Origin of the sequence: Shewanella sp. 10B, assembly GCF_023475885.1 — a bacterium.
In the GTDB taxonomy this organism is placed as follows: Bacteria; Pseudomonadota; Gammaproteobacteria; order Enterobacterales; family Shewanellaceae; genus Shewanella; species Shewanella mangrovisoli.
The window spans coordinates 553,381-572,281 of sequence record NZ_JAMDJO010000001.1; the positions used below are offsets into that span (position 1 = coordinate 553,381).

Annotated in this window: 18 protein-coding genes; 5 read left to right on the plus strand and 13 right to left on the minus strand. The window is 49.1% G+C overall.

Annotation, left to right across the window (positions count from 1 at the left end; all coding sequences use genetic code 11):
* Positions 1-7: 7 nt before the first annotated feature.
* The 3 genes from agaK to M0415_RS02285 all read left to right on the plus strand — a co-directional run bounded on the left by agaK (position 8) and on the right by M0415_RS02285 (position 3,588).
* On the plus strand, positions 8-934 hold the full coding sequence (agaK, locus tag M0415_RS02275; protein ID WP_249555820.1) for an N-acetylgalactosamine kinase AgaK: 927 nt from the start codon (positions 8-10) through the stop codon (positions 932-934).
* A complete protein-coding gene (gene agaAII / locus M0415_RS02280; protein WP_249555819.1) occupies positions 924-2,108 on the plus strand; it encodes an N-acetylgalactosamine-6-phosphate deacetylase AgaAII in 1,185 nt (394 codons plus the stop codon). The genes agaK and agaAII overlap by 11 nt, the downstream gene beginning before the upstream one ends.
* 121 nt (positions 2,109-2,229) lie before the next feature.
* Complete coding sequence (locus M0415_RS02285) at positions 2,230-3,588, plus strand: sugar MFS transporter (RefSeq protein ID WP_249555818.1); 1,359 nt, start codon at positions 2,230-2,232, stop codon at positions 3,586-3,588.
* Here M0415_RS02285 and M0415_RS02290 read toward each other — a convergent pair.
* The 8 genes from M0415_RS02290 to M0415_RS02325 all read right to left on the minus strand — a co-directional run bounded on the left by M0415_RS02290 (position 3,578) and on the right by M0415_RS02325 (position 9,294).
* Entirely contained in the window at positions 3,578-3,880 is a 303-nt protein-coding gene (locus tag M0415_RS02290) for an AzlD domain-containing protein (RefSeq protein ID WP_011623281.1), read from the minus strand. The two genes, M0415_RS02285 and M0415_RS02290, sit on opposite strands and share 11 nt — an antisense overlap.
* Positions 3,877-4,572, minus strand: a complete 696-nt coding sequence (locus tag M0415_RS02295; RefSeq protein ID WP_244096623.1) for an AzlC family ABC transporter permease — start codon at positions 4,570-4,572, stop codon at positions 3,877-3,879. The genes M0415_RS02290 and M0415_RS02295 overlap by 4 nt, the downstream gene beginning before the upstream one ends.
* A 138-nt stretch (positions 4,573-4,710) precedes the next feature.
* Positions 4,711-5,547: an AraC family transcriptional regulator gene (locus M0415_RS02300; RefSeq protein WP_249555817.1), complete on the minus strand. Its 837-nt coding sequence runs from the start codon at positions 5,545-5,547 to the stop codon at positions 4,711-4,713.
* A gap of 169 nt (positions 5,548-5,716) precedes the next feature.
* Positions 5,717-6,391, minus strand: coding sequence for a Vat family streptogramin A O-acetyltransferase (locus tag M0415_RS02305; protein WP_249555816.1), 675 nt, complete (start codon positions 6,389-6,391; stop codon positions 5,717-5,719).
* Positions 6,392-6,532: 141 nt separating this feature from the next.
* Positions 6,533-7,426 carry a bifunctional transcriptional activator/DNA repair enzyme AdaA gene (locus tag M0415_RS02310; RefSeq protein WP_249555815.1) on the minus strand — a complete coding sequence of 298 codons (894 nt, stop codon included), beginning with the start codon at positions 7,424-7,426 and terminating at the stop codon, positions 6,533-6,535.
* Positions 7,427-7,439: 13 nt separating this feature from the next.
* Positions 7,440-8,207 carry an SDR family oxidoreductase gene (locus M0415_RS02315; protein ID WP_249555814.1) on the minus strand — a complete coding sequence of 256 codons (768 nt, stop codon included), beginning with the start codon at positions 8,205-8,207 and terminating at the stop codon, positions 7,440-7,442.
* 142 nt (positions 8,208-8,349) lie between these two features.
* Positions 8,350-8,724: a hypothetical protein gene (locus M0415_RS02320; protein ID WP_249555813.1), complete on the minus strand. Its 375-nt coding sequence runs from the start codon at positions 8,722-8,724 to the stop codon at positions 8,350-8,352.
* 114 nt (positions 8,725-8,838) lie between these two features.
* Positions 8,839-9,294, minus strand: coding sequence for a nuclear transport factor 2 family protein (locus M0415_RS02325; protein WP_249555812.1), 456 nt, complete (start codon positions 9,292-9,294; stop codon positions 8,839-8,841).
* Positions 9,295-9,950: 656 nt separating this feature from the next.
* On the opposite strand from M0415_RS02325, the gene M0415_RS02330 reads away from it, so the two are divergent.
* Positions 9,951-10,943, plus strand: a complete 993-nt coding sequence (locus tag M0415_RS02330) for a hypothetical protein (protein WP_249555811.1) — start codon at positions 9,951-9,953, stop codon at positions 10,941-10,943.
* A gap of 247 nt (positions 10,944-11,190) precedes the next feature.
* Positions 11,191-11,418 (plus strand): hypothetical protein, encoded by a 228-nt coding sequence (locus tag M0415_RS02335; RefSeq protein WP_249555810.1) that lies wholly within the window; start codon positions 11,191-11,193, stop codon positions 11,416-11,418.
* A 92-nt stretch (positions 11,419-11,510) separates the two neighbouring features.
* Here M0415_RS02335 and panP read toward each other — a convergent pair whose 3' ends face one another.
* From panP to M0415_RS02360, 5 genes are all read right to left on the minus strand, one after another.
* Positions 11,511-13,160, minus strand: coding sequence for a pyridoxal-dependent aspartate 1-decarboxylase PanP (gene panP / locus M0415_RS02340; protein WP_249555809.1), 1,650 nt, complete (start codon positions 13,158-13,160; stop codon positions 11,511-11,513).
* A gap of 242 nt (positions 13,161-13,402) precedes the next feature.
* Positions 13,403-14,548 carry a glycerate kinase gene (locus tag M0415_RS02345; RefSeq protein ID WP_249555808.1) on the minus strand — a complete coding sequence of 382 codons (1,146 nt, stop codon included), beginning with the start codon at positions 14,546-14,548 and terminating at the stop codon, positions 13,403-13,405.
* A 58-nt stretch (positions 14,549-14,606) separates the two neighbouring features.
* Positions 14,607-15,965, minus strand: coding sequence for a GntP family permease (locus M0415_RS02350; protein WP_220053407.1), 1,359 nt, complete (start codon positions 15,963-15,965; stop codon positions 14,607-14,609).
* 270 nt (positions 15,966-16,235) lie between these two features.
* Complete coding sequence (locus tag M0415_RS02355) at positions 16,236-17,234, minus strand: catalase family peroxidase (protein ID WP_249555807.1); 999 nt, start codon at positions 17,232-17,234, stop codon at positions 16,236-16,238.
* Between the two features lie 235 nt (positions 17,235-17,469).
* The gene (locus M0415_RS02360) at positions 17,470-18,702 is read right to left on the minus strand and encodes a sugar diacid recognition domain-containing protein (protein ID WP_249555806.1); all 1,233 of its coding nucleotides are present in this window, start codon (positions 18,700-18,702) and stop codon (positions 17,470-17,472) included.
* Positions 18,703-18,901 lie beyond the last annotated feature (199 nt).

An 18,901-nucleotide genomic window follows, 5' to 3' on the forward strand; every position in this document is an offset into this window, starting at 1 on the left:
CAAGGGCATGTATTACGGTTTAGATATAGGTGGAACAAAGATTGAGTTAGCGATTTTTGATACTCAATTAGCGCTACAGGACAAGTGGCGTTTAAGTACTCCTAGGCAGGACTACTGTGCCTTTATGGCAACGCTGGCCGAGCAAATCGAAAAGGCGGATCAGCAATGTGGTGAGCGCGGTACCGTTGGGATTGCGCTCCCCGGGGTAGTGAAAGCCGATGGGACTGTGATTTCGAGTAATGTGCCTTGCCTTAATCAACGCCGTGTTGCCCATGATCTTGCTCAGTTGCTCAATCGGACCGTGGCAATTGGTAACGATTGCCGCTGTTTTGCCCTCTCCGAAGCGGTACTCGGGGTAGGCAGGGGATACTCCCGCGTACTGGGGATGATTCTCGGCACCGGCACTGGCGGGGGGTTATGTATCGATGGCAAGTTATATCTCGGCGCAAACCGACTCGCCGGAGAGTTTGGTCATCAAGGCGTGAGCGCCAATGTTGCCCGTCGACATCAACTGCCGCTCTATGCCTGTGGCTGTGGGCTTGAGGGCTGCGCCGAAACCTATGTGTCAGGCACTGGACTTGGCAGACTCTACCAAGATATCGCGGGGCAAACGGCCGATACCTTTGCATGGCTGAGTGCACTGCGCCGCAACGACCCGCTCGCCATCAAAACCTTTGAAACTTATATGGATATTCTCGGCAGCTTAATGGCTTCATTAGTGCTGGCGATGGACCCGGATATTATCGTGTTGGGCGGCGGATTATCCGAGGTGAAAGAAATTCTCGCTTTCTTACCCCAAGCGACTAAGGCCCATCTATTTGATGGCGTAACGTTGCCGCAATTTAAATTGGCCGACTTCGGTTCGGCCAGTGGCGTGCGCGGCGCGGCCTTGCTCGGCCACGGGCTCGATGCGGGGATAAGCTATGAAGCCTAATACGGATTTTATGCTGATAGCCGACGGCGCTAAGGTGCTAACTCAAGGCAATCTCACAGAGCACTGCGCGATTGAGGTGTCGAATGGCATTATTTGCGGCCTTAAATCCACAATACCGACAGAGTGTACAGCGGATAAACCACATTACCGATTGACCTCTGGCACGCTGGTAGCGGGATTTATCGATACCCAAGTCAATGGTGGTGGGGGCGTGATGTTCAATCATGTACCGACGTTGGAAACCTTAAGGTTGATGATGCAGGCCCATCGCCAGTTTGGGACCACGGCCATGCTACCGACGGTGATCACCGACGATATTGAGGTGATGCAGGCGGCGGCCGATGCGGTGGCCGAGGCGATAGATTGCCAAGTTCCAGGGATTATCGGTATCCACTTTGAAGGCCCGCATTTGTCGCTCGCAAAACGCGGTTGTCACCCTCCCGCACATTTACGCGGCATCACTGAACGCGAGTGGCAGCTGTACTTAAGGCAAGATCTCGGTGTCAGGCTCATCACCCTAGCGCCAGAATCTGCCACTCCAGAACAAATCAAACGCCTCGTGGCCTCCGGCGCCATTGTCAGCCTTGGGCATTCGAATGCCGATGGTGAGACAGTGCTTAAGGCCATTGAGGCTGGCGCATCGGGTTTTACACACCTCTACAACGGCATGTCGGCACTGACGTCCCGCGAGCCGGGCATGGTGGGTGCGGCATTTGCCAGTGAAAACACCTACTGCGGAATTATTCTCGATGGTCAACATGTGCACCCCATTTCGGCATTGGCGGCGTGGCGAGCAAAGGGTGCTGAGCATCTGATGTTAGTCACCGATGCCATGTCGCCCTTAGGGAGCGATCAAACGGAATTTCAGTTCTTCGATGGCAAAGTGGTTCGCGAAGGGATGACGCTGAGGGACCAGCATGGTTCCTTAGCGGGCTCAGTGCTGGATATGGCAAGCGCTGTGCGTTATGCCGTCACCGAACTCAATCTTGGCCTTAGCAACGCAGTACAGATGGCGACACGCACGCCAGCCGAGTTTATTCAGCGGCCGCAATTGGGGGATATTGCCGAAGGTAAACAGGCGGATTGGGTCTGGCTGGATGACGAGCAGAGAGTTTTAGCTGTCTGGATTGCAGGGGAGTTGTTGTATCAAGCCGAGCAGGCACGGTTTGCATAAGTTATCGATATATCAATTAAAACAATAACTAAAGCGGCATTTATTTGGGTGAGCTAAGTACTCAACCCATGGCCCATTCAACAAGCAAAATAACAATAAACCAATAACAAAAGGTGAAACGATGAAATTCACGTCCGACAGTACCCAAGCCACGGCCTCGCCGCAGGGCAGTTTTATTCCTATGTTATTGATAGGGATTTTATTTTTTGTGTTTGGCTTTGTGACTTGGCTCAATGGAGCCTTGATCCCATTTTTAAAAATCGCCTGTCAGTTGAATGAGTTTGAAGCCTATTTAGTCACCTTTGTGTTTTACATTGCTTATTTTGTGATGGCGCTGCCGACCTCATCCATCCTCACGCGTCTTGGCTATAAGATGGGCATGACCTTAGGTTTAGGGATTATGGCGGCAGGCGCTGGCTTGTTTATTGTGGCGGCTTTGGTAGGCCATTTTGCGACCTTCCTCTTGGCGTTATTTGTGTTGGGTACAGGCTTAACCTTGCTGCAAACGGCGGCCAATCCTTACATTGTCTGTATTGGCCCACGGGAAAGTGCGGCAATGCGGATAAGTTTAATGGGGATAGTGAATAAGGGCGCGGGCTTTATTGTGCCAATAATCTTCACGGCCTGGATTTTAACGGGTATGGAACCTTACAGTGAAACGGCATTGGCCAGCCTGTCCGAGGCGCAGCGCCAATTGGCGTTAACGGAATTAGCCAATCGTTTAGTACAACCCTATTTAATGATGATGTTTGTACTTTTGGGGTTGATGGCCTTTGTGTGGTTTTCACCGCTGCCAGAGCCCGAATTAGGAGAGCGAGTCGAGCGAACTCAAGCCGATTGGAAGGCGATTCTACAATATCCGCAGGTGATATTAGGGGCACTGACACTCTTCTGTTATGTGGGCGCCGAGGTGATTGCTGGCGATAGTATTGGTCTATTCAGTCAGGGGCTAGGTGTTGCGCACTTTGGCATGATGACCTCCTACACCATGGGATTTATGGTACTTGGCTATGTGCTCGGAATCCTGCTGATCCCAAGATGGATCAGCCAGCAAACAGCATTAGTGGGCTCGGCTATCGCGGGCTTGTTATTTACCCTCGGGGTCTTGCTCAGCGACAGTCAAAGCCAAGCTTTATCTGAGCTGTTACTCGGTTGGTTAGGCGTGTTACCCGTGCCCGATCCCGTGCTTTACTTAGCCCTGCTTGGGTTAGCAAACGCCTTGGTATGGCCTGCGGTGTGGCCATTAGCCCTTGAAGGGCTCGGGCGCTTAACGGCCACGGCATCGGCGCTACTGATCATGGGGATTGCAGGCGGTGCGATTCTGCCACTGCTCTATGGCTACATCGCCCATAGCCAAGGTGACAGCCAAATGGCGTACTTCTTACTGTTACCTTGCTACGGCTTGATATTTTACTACGCCATTTGGGGCCATAAGTTAACGGCCAAAGTGGCCTCAAGCACTGCTATGGTTAATGAATAGCAAAGAAAAGTCCCATGCTCAGCACTGTGGTCAATAGGGTATTGCGCGTGACAAATGCTAATACCGTTGCGACCACAGCGCATATCAAGTAGCTGTTATCTAAGCTTAAATCGAGTTTTCCCTCCTGCACGAATACGATAGGTGCAAAGATGGCCGTGAGTACCGCGGGCGCCGAATAACTCAAAAAGGTCTGGGTATTTTTACTCAGCCTTAGTGGCAGTTTTGGCTCGAGCAGTAAATGCCGACTGATAAACACCACCGCCGCCATTGAAAAAATCATTAACCAGATCATAGTGTTTCCTCAGCTTGGGTGGCGGTCGTGTCGGTTTTGGGGGCTGGCTTATCCTCGCCCGTGACTTTGGCATAGAGCACGCCAGCGCTCATTCCCGATAGGGCGGCAATTAACAGTCCCGCCTGAATATCCAGTACGGCGCATACCACAGCTAAGGTGAGCGAAACCAGCACACAGACTAGGATTGACGGCTTTTTCACTGTGGGGACCACGAGGGCAATAAAGGTCGCGGCAATGGCAAAGTCGAGTCCTAATTCGCCTAAGTTATCGATAGCATTGCCAGCGATAATGCCGAGCAGGGTGGCGAGGTTCCAGCCGAGGTAAAAACTCAGGCCGCCGCCCAACGCGTACCAAGGATCGAATTTGTGCAGCTTGCCTTGGTTGGCAATGGCAAAGAGTTCATCGGTCAATAAAAAGCCCAGAGTGAGGCGCCATTTGAGTGGTAAGGGGCTGATTTGGCTGCGCATCGCCATGGCATACAGCAAGTGACGCGAAGTGATCAGCAAAGTCGTGATTAAAATGCTCCACAGACCAATCCCCGCCTTAACCATGCCGAGTGCGACCAATTGTGCAGCGCCCGCAAAAATAATCGCCGACATGGCCTGACTTTCTATTGGTGTCAGTCCGACCTCAATCGCGAATGAACCTGCGAGGATCCCCCAAGGCACCACGGCAATGGTGAGTGGCAACATGGCGAGTGTGCCTTTGAAAAACGCCTTGGTTTTACTGGATGTTTGGGTGTGGATAATATACGGTTCTGACACTCTGACTCCTCACTACGGCTGGGATAAAAAGAATATAAGGGGTTAAGGCTAACGTAAAATCAGGGTTTAAGCTTGGATAATATTGCGGCCAATCCCCTTAGCAAATTGCCCAGGGGTGATCCCGACAGTCTTTTTAAAATGGCGGTTTAAATGGCTTTGATCATGAAAACCGCATTCCATGGCAACATCTAGCAGCTTGATCCCTTGGCCTATTTTCTGTTTTGCCAGTCTGACTCTGGCCTGAGTTTGATAGGCGTGGGGCGGCAGACCATAACAACGTTGAAATTGTCTGAGCAAATAATAGGGGCTTAATCCCGCGAGTGTGGCCAACTCTTCGAGGGATATATCGGCCGCGGGATGATCGTCAATAAAGGATTTCACCAAGGCTAATGCGGGTTTAGCGTTTGCCCCCAAGTGTTCACAAGGATAATTTCGGCCATGGCGCGCCATAAGTTGCGTCAGGCTCGAATAGACCAGACTTTCGCGCAGTAGACGATTGTCCGAGGTATCTAAGGTGCTAAAGGTGAGGCGCAGCAATTCGGCAAGCTCAGGATCCTGCACTACGGGTTGCGGGAAATAGGGCGCGCCGCGACTTGAAATGAACTCCTGAGTCATATTGGCAAATTGAGCAGGGACGGGATACATAGCACGATAGGACCAGCCGTCTTCGGTGGCGCTACAGCCATTATGCACTTCGTCGGCATTGACAAGAATAATGCTGTGCTTTGGCGCCACATGGTTGCCACCGGTACGATAAAAGCGCTGGGCGCCTGTTTCAATTACGCCAACCGTGTAACCTTCGTGGGTGTGGCGACTAAAATTTTGCTTATGGTAGTGGGCATTAAGTAGCTCAAGGCCACCCAGTTCATTGGCGATGTGGTAGGCCGCATGTTCAGTGTTCATTCGACCTCCTTTATCGACTGGATGAATGGGCAAGTTGGTTTATCAAGACCAAGGCGTTTAACGCTTGTTTTGCCAGATAGTAACCCAGAACGCCTCGACACTTTTGTACAAAATTGCGCTTTGCCGTGTTTTTGGGGAAGTTCTGTGCGTTGTTTTCTGCCGCCAACGCTTAGGGCCGCGTGTGTATCTCATCGGCCAAGCGGGCTAATTGGCTAAGATCGGCGCCCACAATGGCAGGTAAATGCTCGCTGATTTTCTCAATTGGCCAGTCCCACCACGCAATGGCGAGTAATGTGTCTATTACTTCGGGAGCAAATCGCAACTTAATTACAGTCGCGGGGTTGCCGCCGACAATCGCATAGGGCGGCACATCCTTAGTGACCACGGCTTGGCTGGCAATAATGGCACCGTGGCCGACGTTGACGCCGGGCATAATGGTGGCGTTATAACCTATCCACACATCATGGCATATATGGGTGTCGCCCTTAAAGGGTAAATCCTCGGGCTTAGGTGCCGCCTTTTCCCAACCATTGCCGAAGATATAAAAGGGATAAGTGGAAAAGCCCGACACCTGATGATTGGCGCCATTCATAATGAACTTAACATCCCGTGCAATGGCACAAAATTTACCAATAATCAGCTTATCGCCAATAAAGTCAAAGTGATAAAGCACGTTTGACTCGAAACGCTCTGGCCCAGCTGGGTCATCATAATAGGTGTAATCGCCGACGATAATGTTGTCGCGGCTAATAAAGTTCTTCAGAAATCCCACCTGAGGGAATCCTTTTAAGGGGGATTTGTCATTCGGGTTAGGTCCCAGTTGAGATGGGGAATGCGTCGGCATGTTTGCCTCCCTGATTATTCAATGGCTAAGAATTGGGTCGTCGCGCAGTTAAAAGTAGAGCTAAGTTTAGAGTCAAGCGCCGTTATAGAGTTGCGCACAGTTAATAACAGAAAAGCCCAGTTAAACCCGCTGGTGGATCTTTTACTCACAATAGGCCGCTTCCCTTGCCAATATGGCATGTTTACGGGTTTCACCCCAGCGATAACCGCCAAGTTCACCACTTTGACGTAGCACTCGATGGCAGGGGATAAGTAATGCCACCGGATTAGCGCCAATCGCCGTACCGACGGCGCGTGAGGCCTTAGGCTTACCAATGGCCTTAGCAATATCACCGTAGGAGGCGACCTCTCCCTTAGGTAAATTCAGTAGGGCGCGCCACACATTGAGCTGAAAATTAGTGCCTTTTACCCAGAGCGATAACGGGGCTGGCTCGGCTTGGTGAATAGTCTGAGTATTAGGTGCTGTTAAATTCAGCGCTGCGGCACTCGAGTCAGCAAAGTACTGGCTAAAGAGGTGATCAATTAAGCTTGCCGTTTGCGCCGTGTCCTCATAAATGGTGGCCTGACTCCAGCTTTGCTTTAGACGTTCTAATGGTGATTGAATTTGCTGCATATCGACAAAATCAAACTGGCAAATGCCCCGTGCCGTTTGGGCGATAAAGGCCAACCCGAAGGGGGTGGAATGATAGCCATAGGCAATGCTGATCCCTAAACCCTGCTGGCGATATTCGAAGGGGGTGACCGCCTCGAGTTGCACAAAATGATCGTATAAGCGCGAGCCACTGCTCAGGCCTAACTCATAACTGGCACTCAAGGTCGAGTGGGACGGCTGCTGCAATAACTGTTTTGCCCGCTCTAGGGTTAAGGCCTGCAAATAACGTTTGGGAGTGATCCCTGCCCAGCGACTAAAGAGCCGCTGGAAATGGTATTCACTTAAATGGACGTGCGCCGCAATCTCGGCCAGTGAGGGTTGATGACCCACATGCTGACGAATAAAGTCAATGGCACGCGCAATTCGCTCGTAATCTTGGGTCATCGTTATCCATTCCTTAGGTTTTACAGATGGACACACCACCATCGACCAATAAGGCTATCCCTGTGGTAAAACTGGCCGCATCGGAGGCAAGATATAGCGCCGATTGGGCGATTTCCGCGGGTTCTGCGAGGCGCTTGAGGGCATGAAGATTCTTCACAAAGGCCATGGTCTCCGGGGTATTAGCAAACTCCCGCCCCATCGGCGTATCTGTGCCGCCTGGCAAGAGCGCATTGACCCTAATCCCGCGCGCACCGTACTCAACGGCCAAGGATTGGGTTAAGCCAATCATCCCCGCTTTACTCGCCGCATAGGCCGCCGTTTGCGGAAAGCCTATGGTATAGCCAACAAAGGAAGATGTAAAAATAATCGACCCTGCGCCACGTTTAAGCATTTGTGGTAATTGATATTTTGCCGCTAAAAATGCACTGGTAAGGTTGGTTGTTAGAGTGTTTTCCCATTCGGCACGGCTAAGCGCATCCGAATCCACGCCTAACTCACCATTAATGCCGGCATTATTAAAGGCGATATCTAATCCACCATACTGCTCGACGGCAAGCGCCACTAAGTCACTGGCATACACCTCGTCGGTCACATCGCCCGCCAGATAAACCGCTTCACCGCCTTGGCTGATGATCTCATCCACCAATGAGGCCAATATGGCGCCGCGGCGCGCGCCCAGCACCAGTTTTGCGCCTTCACGAGCGAAGCGTTTTGCGGTGGCATAGCCAATCCCCGAACTTGCCCCAGTAATGATTGCGACCTTTCCCTGTAACACTGCCATAGATATGTCTCCATTGATTGCCTCGGCCAATATGCGCCGATAGAGACATAGTGAAGGGTTAGGGCAGGTTACTCGACCCGAATCTTGCGCTTTTATACTCGGTACTACAGTCGTCGAATTCTGGGTGAAATATCTCTGTGCTTTAGGCAACGCCAGCAGCATAAATCAGTAGCAAAGACAGCGGGACGGAAACAACACCGATTAAGCGGAATTGATTCTTAAACGCTTGGGCTGACCATAGGGCAAATTTACGATGCTTACTCGGCGGCGTACATGCCAAGCCTATTCCCACACAGAGTAAGACAATGCCTATCGCAAGAATGATCTGTGGAAATCGGGTATCGGCGCAATATTGGATAAAAATGACACCCGCAATAATTCGGCTAACCACTTCAACAATATGGAAGTAGGGCAGCTCGCTAAATGCGATAATGCCATCCGCGAACGCCGCAGGCCTGACGACCATCACAAGGCTAAAGCACAGCATCAATAGGCCAAAAGCCGCAAAAAAGTACATCGCCATTCCTTTTCTTGTGAGGTGTATTAAAGCCTATATCTAATGGTTTAATTGATACTTTTCAACTCAATAGCTTTAAGCCTGTATCGGTTTACCCTCTTTATCGAATAAGCCTTACCACAGCTCTTTTACCAGGGATATTTTGCCATCGGTAAAGCCAAATAAGACGAGTAGGGGCAGCTCTTGCTGCCATTGTCCATCGGGTTGAATGCTGCCGTGGGCATATTCGACGGCGACATGGTTTTTACCCACAATGTAATTTAATACCCGTTGCTCCTTCGGCTGTTGATAGGCGCCCCGAGCAATATTGCGGATAAAGGCACTGCGCCAACTGGCCCTATCAAAATTAGCGCCATATTCGAGGTGGATATAATTCACATTGGGATGCAGTAATCCCAGAAAATCATCGACATCTTGTTCGCTAGAACCCGATTGGCTGACCTTATCTAAGGCTTTAAAGTAGGCATGAATTTGCGGTAATTGGCACTCAGCATCACAAGTTTGGCTCGCGTTTGCGGATGGACTCAGTAGACAACAGAGGGTGAGCAACATCGATAAATAGTATTTCATCGCAACTCCTTTGCATTGGTTATAAAAATGTCTAAATATTGATTTTGGCTAGATTACTCTGACGTGGTGCAAAAACCAACATCGAGCAAACCTCGACTATCTGGAAGGAAAACATTTATTTATCAGCTCATTTTTGATGATTGTTTTACCTTGTTATTCAAGACTAAAACAACATCGTGGGTTTCACCCCCTGATTTATAATCAAGAGTCGACCAAGGAGGGGGCTCGTTAAATTATTTAAAAGCAAAGTCAAAGTCGTGGGGCTTCACCCCACACCCGACCAAGGAGGACTGCTCGTCCTATCCTCCTTGGATGCTCCAAGACGCCCCAACGGAGTTGAAAGCCCCTTGGGCATTAAGCGTCCTTATGCTATCGCGTCAGACGCTCGTCCCTGATTCGACTGACGCTATCTCTGCATCCATGCCTCGCTCACGCAACGAACGCTAATGCCCTGCGGCAACTCCGAGGGGAGGTGAACTCTTTCTGCTTTTGTGTTGTTTGCAAGTCATGCAAAGAAAATCGAGTAATGCTTACAACCACTTTTAGAAATTTAACAATGGGTGTCTCGTTAAAGCATTTTCGTCATAAAATCGCTAGTAAAAGACATAATGTTGACGTTATCATCGTGTTAATTGTAGATGAACTTTGAGACGTGTATGTTTGAGCAATTTACTAATTCAATTAAAGCTACTTTATATGACAGAGTATCAAGTCCATTATCGAGTAGCTTTTTAGTTTCTTGGTGCTTATGGAATTATAAAATATTAATTGTTCTGTTTTCTTCAATGGAACCATATCAAAAATACAACGCAATTGATATATTTATCAGTACAAGCCTTTTCTCAACACCTTTTTATGAGCCGTTAGGTTACTTAATGTCAAATGGATTTGTATACCCATTACTTTCCGCTTTGGCTTATATTTTTATATATCCAATCCCGTCAAAATACATTTACAAATATCACATTAAACAACTTTCCTTATTGAAACAGTCCAGAAATACAATTGAGGAGTTAGAAGTATTAACTGTTGATGAGTCGTTAAAAATTAAAAAGTTCGCCCTTGGTCAAGAGCGGGGCTTTATCGAGACTATAAAAATCAAGGATGATGAGATTGCAGAGAAAAATAAAGAAATTGAGAGAATTAACTCTCGTTTAATTGATAAAGATATTAAGATTAATGAGTTAACTGGTCAAGTAGGGAGCTTGACTGAGAGTGTTAGTAAGCATGTAGATGAAATCACACGTTTTCATGATGAGGTGGCTAATCTTATATTGGAAAATAACAATATGAAAGATGAGTTGCTTGCTCTTACTGATAAGCTCCATAGATGGGAAGGGTTATATTCTGATAGCTCTAGTAGTGATAAATCTGAAAATGAAAGTCATAAGCTATGGGACAAATTCAATTCAGTTACTGAAACCGAAGTCTTTAAAAGTATTGTAAATATTGCTAAAAGTGAAACTAGCGATGTCATCAGTAAATTTGGAATTTATGAAAAACTAGGCGCAATAGGTTTGAACAGGGTATCTATTGATGATGCGATGAATAAATTAGCCTCCAAAGAATTAATTAGTATTTATAGCGGGAGCAATGTTGGGCTAAGTGCTGACGGATTAGATCTAGCTGTAAGACTAAAGTTAGCTTGATGTAAAAATTTAAAAATAAACGTCCCCGTTAACGGAAGTGCTTTTCTCCCGCCTAACATCCCCATATACCTATAAGCGCACTTAGCCAACGCTGTGAAGCGTTGGCACGTTAACCTGCGTGGGGTAGCGTATGCCAAGGGAAAATCCATATTTAAAAATACCTGCCTTTATTGGTGATTGCTGTCGGCGTGTCGATGCCGCTAATCGCGTCATGTCTGTTCACCATTTGATTGGTTAAGGGTAGAACATGCGTACAACTGCTAAACTCCCATCTTTTCAAACGTTGCCGCAGATTACACCGAGATTTGCTAAGGCGAATTCGATTGCGGACGTGACCTTCGATGATATGGATATCATCGCAGAGCCGCCATGGATGGCTTCACGGCGTGTCACGGAAGCAATGGAATTCGGCGTATCTACGACTGAACAGAAGAGCTTTATCTTTGTTATCTCACCAAGCTTTCTGCCAATTTAGCCTGCAAACAAAAACAGCCGCAAATATTTGCGGCTGTTTGTGATTAACATTCTGTATTTGAATGAGATTTAAAGCTTGCGCTAAATCACTCGCTATTCATTGACCATAGCTAATAGCGCGGGTAAGAACTCTTTATCCAATGCGGCAATTTCACCTTGCTCGATAAGCACTTGATTCAGGATCTCATGGCTAGTCAAAGGATTAGCTAATACGACGCGAAACACCACTGTGGGTTGTCTAAAGTAGCGGGCGGGTTGAATGCGGGTGCGGGAGACAAAGGATTTGCCCTGTTCGCGTTGGTGTTTTTGAATAAATTGGGTTAGGCCATCGAGCAGCTCATTAAAGCGAGCGAGTTTCACTTTATCGCCTTGTTCAATCGCCACTTGCATGGCGGCCTGCACCTCCGCGGGCACATAACGATAGGTGAGCAGGCACAGCTCTGGCGCGGTAACTAGCTCAAAGTCGGGGTGTGCGTCGATTTGCTCGGCAAAATAACGGGCTTTTTCAAGGCTGTTATTGATCAGGATTTCGTAACCATCGCGGCCGATAATCTGCAAGCAGGCATGCACTAACATGGCCATGCCGGGGCGTGAGCCTTCGAGCGTTTGGCTGCCTAAATCCTTAGAGCCTCGGCGCAGGATATATTCGGCGTGGTGGGCAATGGCATGGGCAAACTCAGGATTTTTAAACAGCACCATACCCGCGCCCATGGGGACATACATTTGCTTATGGGCATCGATGGTGACTGAGTCCGCCAGTTCAATACCATCGAGTAAGTGACGGTATTTATTCGATAATAAGCTTGCGCCGCCCCAAGCCGCATCCACATGGAAGTGGCAGTTTAGCTCACTTGCTAAGGCGGCAAGTTCGCGCAGTGGGTCGATATTGCCTGTCTCTGTTGTGCCTGCAACCCCAACAATTGCCATGACTTTGATGCGTTGATTCGCCAGTTCGGCGGCAACTTCGCGCATTTTGGCAACGTCGACTTTATTATTGCCATCGGTTGGGATACTGATGATATTGTCGCGACCGATACCGAGCAGATCGACGGCCTTACCTAAAGAGTAGTGGCCGCGCTCGGAGACCAGAATCGCTAAATCATCGAAGCCATAGTGGCGCAGCGCCTTGATTAAGCCTTCGCTGGTCACGCCTTTAAAGTCGCCATCGGCCTTGAGTAATTGGTTGCGGGCAATCCACAGTGCGGTGATGTTAGCCACAGTGCCGCCGGAGCAAAATGCGCCGAGGGAATGGTTGGCGCTGTGCATCCAATTACGATAAAAATCATCATCTTGAGCGTAAATCAAATGGTGCATCATGCCGAGCACTTGACGCTCAAGCGGCGTAAAGGCTTTGGAGGTTTCAATTTTAACCAAGTTTTGATTCAGCCCCACCATCATCTTCGACAGTGGTAACACGAAATAGGGCAGTGCCGAGGTCATATGGCCAATAAAACTGGGCGCCGCTGTATGTACAGAATGCGCCACGAGATTTTGCATAATTTCGTCAGTGTAGTCGGAGACAAAACGCGGCTGGCTTGGAATTTCAAAGGCTTGAAAATCGGTTTCGATTTCGGAGAGCGGCTTTTCCAGCGCGGCAATACTCTCACCCAAAAAGCCCGCTAAGTCCTCGGAAAGCTTCTGCTCGATAATGCTTAAGGTGGATTCCGCATCTTCGGGCACAGTGAAAATCCGCATCAAACTGTCTTCGGATGCGATGGCTTGGCGAGGGAGTTTTTGGGTCATGGGGCTTGCCGTCTATTAATTCTTATAGTGAAACCGCAAAGGTGATTAAGAGTATAACCAAATACATGGCGCTTAAACCCGTTTACGGATTACCAAAAAGGGAGCTCACTTTACTGCAAGGCCTTTTAGGCATCAAGCACTAAAACACCGCTTAAGTCAGTGCTTGGGTTACAGAATAAACAAAGGCGCTATGAATAGCGCCTTGGGTGTATGTCGTTAGCTATCACAACACTAAGGTAAAGTTAGCGCTGGCCCAGCATCAAGACCGCGCCAATATTACGGGCAGTATTGGTCAGATTGGTTTTGGCATTCGCCAGCACATCGTCCAGTGGACTTAAGTGTGGAATGATGGGGAAAATCGCCGCCATACCTTGCTCAAGCACGGCATTGGCATTGTCGCCAAGGCAACCCGCAATCCCGATAGTCGGAATATTTTGCAGCTGCGCTTGCTTTAAGACGCCCATCGGGGTTTTGCCAAATATGGTCTGGCCATCGATTCGGCCTTCGCCCGTGATAACAAGATCCGCGCCGCGAATTTTGTCTGCCAGTCCCACCGTTTGCATCACAATCTCGACACCGGGTTTAAGCTCTGCGCCTAAAAAGGCCATTACGCCAAGGCCCATACCGCCCGCCGCGCCCGCGCCAGCTTGGTTGCGGTGATCGGTGACGCCACTTTGGGCAATCACATCGGCATAGTGACTCAGTGCTGCGTCTAAGGTGCTGACCATCTCTGGTGTTGCGCCTTTTTGTGGGCCAAATATGGCCGAAGCGCCACGCTCGCCACACAGCGGATTATCGACATCGCAGGCCACTTCAAACGTGCATTCTTTCAGTAGCGGATGGGCGTGGCTCATATCGATACTGGCAAGCTGAGACAGCGCCGCGCCGCCCGCACTTAAGGTTTTACCTTGTTTATCCAGCAGTAAAATATCCAGCGCTTGGGCCATACCGGCGCCGCCATCATTGGTCGCACTGCCGCCTAAGCCTAAAATAATGTGCTTTATCCCGCGATTAAGCGCATCACAAATCAGCTCGCCCGTACCATAACTGGTGGTGAGCAGCGGGTTACGCTTGTCCCTTGGTACATGGTGTAAACCCGAGGCTGAGGCCATTTCAATCACAGCAATCGGGCCTTTGGCTTGCTGGCCTAAAATGCCGTAATGGGCTTTGACTTTATGGCCCAGTGGCCCCATGACCTCTAAATTGACAATGCTGCCGCCAGTGGCATCGACCATAGATTGCACCGTCCCTTCGCCGCCATCGGCGACGGGAATTTTGACAATCTCACAGTCTGGGATCACTTGTGTTAAGCCTTGTTCGATCGCATTAGCCACATCGAGTGCGCTTAAGCTTTCTTTAAAGGAATCGGGGGCGATAACTATCTTCATTCAAAATCCTACAGCTTTTTGGGCGCAGGGGTGCGCCCAAGGATGAGAAAAGTGCGGCTTAGAGCAGCACTAAGCTTAGTACATACACGGTCAGCATTGCGGTGACGCCTTGGATAAGGGTCGCCATGGTTTGTGCTTTATAGGCTTGTTTAACGCTCATGCGGCTAAATTGAGTGACCACCCAGAAGAAGCTGTCGTTGGCGTGGGAGACTGTCATGGCGCCGGCACCAATGGCCATCACGGTTAGCACGCGTCCCATATCGCTACCAAGACCAATATCGCCCAGCATAGGTGCGACTAGAGCCGAAGTGGCCACTAGGGCGACGGTGGATGAACCTTGAGCCGATTTCAGCGCGGCGGCGACGATAAAGGGCATAAAGATACCCACCCCGAGCGCCGACAGTGAGCTACCGAGGTAGTCGCCAATTGGTGTGGCTTTTAACACCGCGCCGAAGGCACCACCGGCACCAGTGATCAAAATAATCGGTGCTGCTGCAACTAAACCTTGGCTGATGCGCTCGCTAAACTCGGCAATCTTGTTATCGCTTTTCAGTAACAGTAGTGACAGGAACAGACCGATAAGCAGGGCGTTAACGGGTTGGCCGAGGAAGACTAACAGGCTGAATAGGCCTTCTTTGCCCAGTGGTGCCGATGGGAAGTTGGCGATAGAGCCTAAGCAAATTAATAGGATAGGCACAAAAATCGGTGCAAATGCCTTTAATGGGCTAGGGAGAGTGCCATAGCTTTGTTTTAAGGCTTCAAAATCAGCGGCTTGGGCTTTGAGTTCTTCCGCGCCTTCGCCATCGGGTTCAACACTGGCAAAACGGTTCGCCCAGAACATCCCCGCGAGCGCGGCAACGGCTGCAACCAATAAACCGACACCAATCACTAAGCCTAAGTTGGACTCTAACCCTAAGTTACCCGCCGCGGCGATAGGGCCTGGCGTGGGCGGCACAAAGGTGTGAGTGGCATAAAGACCAGTGGCTAACGCTACGCTCATGGACACGCTCGAGACCTTCATGCGGTTGGCCATGGATTGTTTAAGCGAGTTTAAGATCACGAAACCCGAGTCACAAAACACCGGAATCGACACTAAATAACCGATGATGGACATAGTGAGTGTGGGGAAACGTTTGCCCAACACTTTGATCACCACGTCCGCCATGGTAATGGCGGCGCCGCTCTTTTCGAGGATGATACCGATAATAGTCCCTAATACGATCACCAGACCGATATAACCGAGGATATTACCAAAGCCTGTGGTGATGGTTTTGGCAATATCGCCACTCGGTAAACCGTAGGCGAAGGCGGCGATAAAGGCGGCCAGAATTAAGGTTAAAAACGGATGGAGCTTAAATTTTGAGGTCGCGATAACAATAAATGCAATCACGCCGATGAGGATGAGCACTAAGTTCATAGGTTGTCCCGTTCAGTCTTGGCTGAAGTTCTTAAGTGGTTTTGGCTGTTTTTGTAGGGCGCAGTCTTTATTTAACCCCAAGTCAAATAAAGGTTGCTTTAAGGTCAGCCTATTATTGAACACTGTAAACTGAATAGCTTTGGGTAAATCGACGGAATTACGGGCGGAATTGGCCCTTATTTTGTGCGTGCGCACAAAATAAGGGCCGTGAATTCGAATGTAATGTAAAGAATCTTGTTTTGCTAACGCGAACTGCACCGCGAGCCGTGCTTATTGACGACGGATAAAGGACTCCACATATGCCGCGGTGCGGGCATTGAGAATTGGGTCATCCGACGCTGCTATGCCTTTGGGCAGGAGCAGAGGGTTAAAGATGCTTCTATCGCATTGTTGTACTTGAGGATCGCTGTCGCGCTTACCATCAATCACCACTTGGCCGACGAGAATGCGCTGACGATTTTCGGGCCAGAGCACTGTCGGGTTATTGATCTCATCGCCTTGCTCCGCTAACTGAATATACAGATCCCACTTGGCGGGTTGAGACTGAATTCGCTTGAGTAACTCAGGCTTGAGAAAGTCATCATCGAGCTGTGCCAATGCTTGCGGAGTGAGTGCTTGCGTGCCCGCTACGGGTTCAAAAATCCATTTACCCGCAATGCTGTTATTTTGCTTATCGGTAAACAGAAAACTGTTCACCCCAAAGTACTGGCTATTGGCAAAACTCGGACTTGGCGGCAATTGTTTTAGATAATCGAAAAAGGCTTTGGCGTCGGGCTTATTATCGATAAGCCATTGCTTACCTTCGGCGCCTTGTTTGGTTTTAGTTTGGAACAGGTAAAAATCCTCAAGGTTACTGGCAAAGAAGACTGGCACATTGGTGGTGACAAAGTTGAGATTTTCCCGCTCTCCATCGATTTTCAATGACATAAAGCGTCCAGGGGTTTTATCGGACAGCTTAGGATTGGTGCCGCCGAGGGAAAAACGGGCGGTCACTTTAATGGGATTTTGATTAAAAAAGGGAATGTTGAGTGAATCGTGCAATTGGGGATTTGGGGCAAAGTAGCCCGAGGTACAAAACCCTTTTGTATGATTACGCAGTTTCACTTTTTTACCCGCCTCGCGACTCGCCGCATCAGGCGTACCGTTCACTGCATCCACTAATTCGGGAATGGTACGCTCCGCCGCGCTGGCAAGTGGGGCGACAAACATTGAGCCGACCATTAGGCAAGCAGTGGCGAGTGAGCTGAGTTTGGCATGATATGGCTGCATGGGGTTTCCTTCCTTAAGCAATTTAACCGTATGGGTGTCTTGTGCATTTATAGGAAAGGACGAGGCGAAATTATCTTTCACTTATTTTGTGAATATCTGACCAGAGGGCAGCAAAATTAAGCAACGCCTGCTGGATTAAGCCTGAGTTTGTGTGAGTGATAATTACTCGCTAATTTCAATTCAATAAGTTAACGCTTGCTGATGCTGAGTTTTACTCTAGCGGTGATATGGGGCTCTACTCGAGTCGGTAATTCGAGGTATCTATCAACTGCCCAAGATAAAGACTTAACAGTCCGTGGAGGGAATGGATGTCACTCTTGGTGAGTTGCTGAATTTTATCTAACCGATATCTTAGGGTATTTCGATGAATAAACAATGCATTAGCACATTGCTGCGCATCACCAAAGTGAGTGATATAGGCGGCTAAAGTCTTACGTAGCTGGCCATTTTTATCGGCCTTGGCTAACTGTTGGTAGGGGCTGGCCAGCGCCTGACCACGCCAATCATGCTTGAGTCCCGATAGCAGCACTTGCAAGGAGTAGTCTTCAAACAGGTATTTTGTGCCCTCGGGATGGAGCTGTTTGCCTAAGTTTAAGGTTTCCTGCGCGGTTTGGTAGGAGCGGGCAATGCCGCCTTTTTCAGGGAAAAAATGCCCAAGGGCGATTTTAAAATGTAAATCCATCTGCGCCGGTAACCGCTGCAGCAGTTTATCGATACGCTGGTTTTCAAGCCCGGGATCCCATTGTTTACCATCCAGAAACGCCGGTTTTAAGATCACCAATTGCGACATGGAGGTCATCGCAATCAAGTTACCGCGATCGGGGTTTTGCAGCAAATGCAGCACTTGCTTGAGGATTTCGCTGACTCTGGGATTACGCTCGTCTGCGTTTTGCTCGCTCTGAACTAATGACGAAAACGCAGCGGATTTGTGCTGGGTTGGCGCGGATTGCTTTTCACTGACCTCAATAATGGCGGCCACTCGCGGCAGACTGATATCGATGTCGAGTTGCTTGGCCCAGCGATGTAATTGTTCATCGTCATCGGTTTGCACCTTAATCAACTGCAGAATAAATTCTTCACGCTGGCGATTTTCCCACTGCAGTTGATCCTGCTGGTTGGCTTGCTCGACAATCATCTCGGCGGTCATTTTGAGCAGCTCGCCGTAGTGGGTTAACTCGGCCGGATCGCCAGTAATACCAATCACCCCAATAATTTGCCCTTGATAATGTAAGGGTAAGTTGATGCCGGGTTTGACGCCATGTAAGCCTGAGGCCACTTCTTCACTCAGTTCCACATTGCGGTTTTGGGCGATGGCAAGCAGCGCGCCCTCGTGGGTCGAGCCAATACGTTTGGGATCGCCCGAACCTAAGATCACGCCCTGACCATTCATCACATTGATATTGTGCCCAATGATTTTCATGGTGCGACTCACAATTTGTTTGGCAATGTGTTGATCCAAAACGTACATAACTCACCTTAGTTTTCAAACGATTGAGAAAGGGATTGGCGCAAGTGGCAATCTGGTTAGGGTAATGGCAAATAAGAGAAAAGGGCAGGTGTTTTTTAATCTTCTATACTGAGAATTGAACCTAACTCTCGTTAACTTTGTTTTAACAAGTGAGAAGGGTGCAGATTGAAGCCAAATTTTGTTCCCTTAAGTGTCTTGG

What these genes read in the sequence shown, in the direction of transcription:
- agaK (WP_249555820.1), top strand. Translation starts at nt 8, where the DNA reads ATGTATTACGGTTTAGATATAGGTGGAACAAAGATTGAGTTAGCGATT.
- agaAII (WP_249555819.1), top strand. Translation starts at nt 924, where the DNA reads ATGAAGCCTAATACGGATTTTATGCTGATAGCCGACGGCGCTAAGGTG.
- M0415_RS02285 (WP_249555818.1), top strand. Translation starts at nt 2,230, where the DNA reads ATGAAATTCACGTCCGACAGTACCCAAGCCACGGCCTCGCCGCAGGGC.
- M0415_RS02290 (WP_011623281.1), bottom strand. Translation starts at nt 3,880, where the DNA reads ATGATCTGGTTAATGATTTTTTCAATGGCGGCGGTGGTGTTTATCAGT.
- M0415_RS02295 (WP_244096623.1), bottom strand. Translation starts at nt 4,572, where the DNA reads ATGTTGCCACTCACCATTGCCGTGGTGCCTTGGGGGATCCTCGCAGGT.
- M0415_RS02300 (WP_249555817.1), bottom strand. Translation starts at nt 5,547, where the DNA reads ATGAACACTGAACATGCGGCCTACCACATCGCCAATGAACTGGGTGGC.
- M0415_RS02305 (WP_249555816.1), bottom strand. Translation starts at nt 6,391, where the DNA reads ATGCCGACGCATTCCCCATCTCAACTGGGACCTAACCCGAATGACAAA.
- M0415_RS02310 (WP_249555815.1), bottom strand. Translation starts at nt 7,426, where the DNA reads ATGACCCAAGATTACGAGCGAATTGCGCGTGCCATTGACTTTATTCGT.
- M0415_RS02315 (WP_249555814.1), bottom strand. Translation starts at nt 8,207, where the DNA reads ATGGCAGTGTTACAGGGAAAGGTCGCAATCATTACTGGGGCAAGTTCG.
- M0415_RS02320 (WP_249555813.1), bottom strand. Translation starts at nt 8,724, where the DNA reads ATGTACTTTTTTGCGGCTTTTGGCCTATTGATGCTGTGCTTTAGCCTT.
- M0415_RS02325 (WP_249555812.1), bottom strand. Translation starts at nt 9,294, where the DNA reads ATGAAATACTATTTATCGATGTTGCTCACCCTCTGTTGTCTACTGAGT.
- M0415_RS02330 (WP_249555811.1), top strand. Translation starts at nt 9,951, where the DNA reads ATGTTTGAGCAATTTACTAATTCAATTAAAGCTACTTTATATGACAGA.
- M0415_RS02335 (WP_249555810.1), top strand. Translation starts at nt 11,191, where the DNA reads ATGCGTACAACTGCTAAACTCCCATCTTTTCAAACGTTGCCGCAGATT.
- panP (WP_249555809.1), bottom strand. Translation starts at nt 13,160, where the DNA reads ATGACCCAAAAACTCCCTCGCCAAGCCATCGCATCCGAAGACAGTTTG.
- M0415_RS02345 (WP_249555808.1), bottom strand. Translation starts at nt 14,548, where the DNA reads ATGAAGATAGTTATCGCCCCCGATTCCTTTAAAGAAAGCTTAAGCGCA.
- M0415_RS02350 (WP_220053407.1), bottom strand. Translation starts at nt 15,965, where the DNA reads ATGAACTTAGTGCTCATCCTCATCGGCGTGATTGCATTTATTGTTATC.
- M0415_RS02355 (WP_249555807.1), bottom strand. Translation starts at nt 17,234, where the DNA reads ATGCAGCCATATCATGCCAAACTCAGCTCACTCGCCACTGCTTGCCTA.
- M0415_RS02360 (WP_249555806.1), bottom strand. Translation starts at nt 18,702, where the DNA reads ATGTACGTTTTGGATCAACACATTGCCAAACAAATTGTGAGTCGCACC.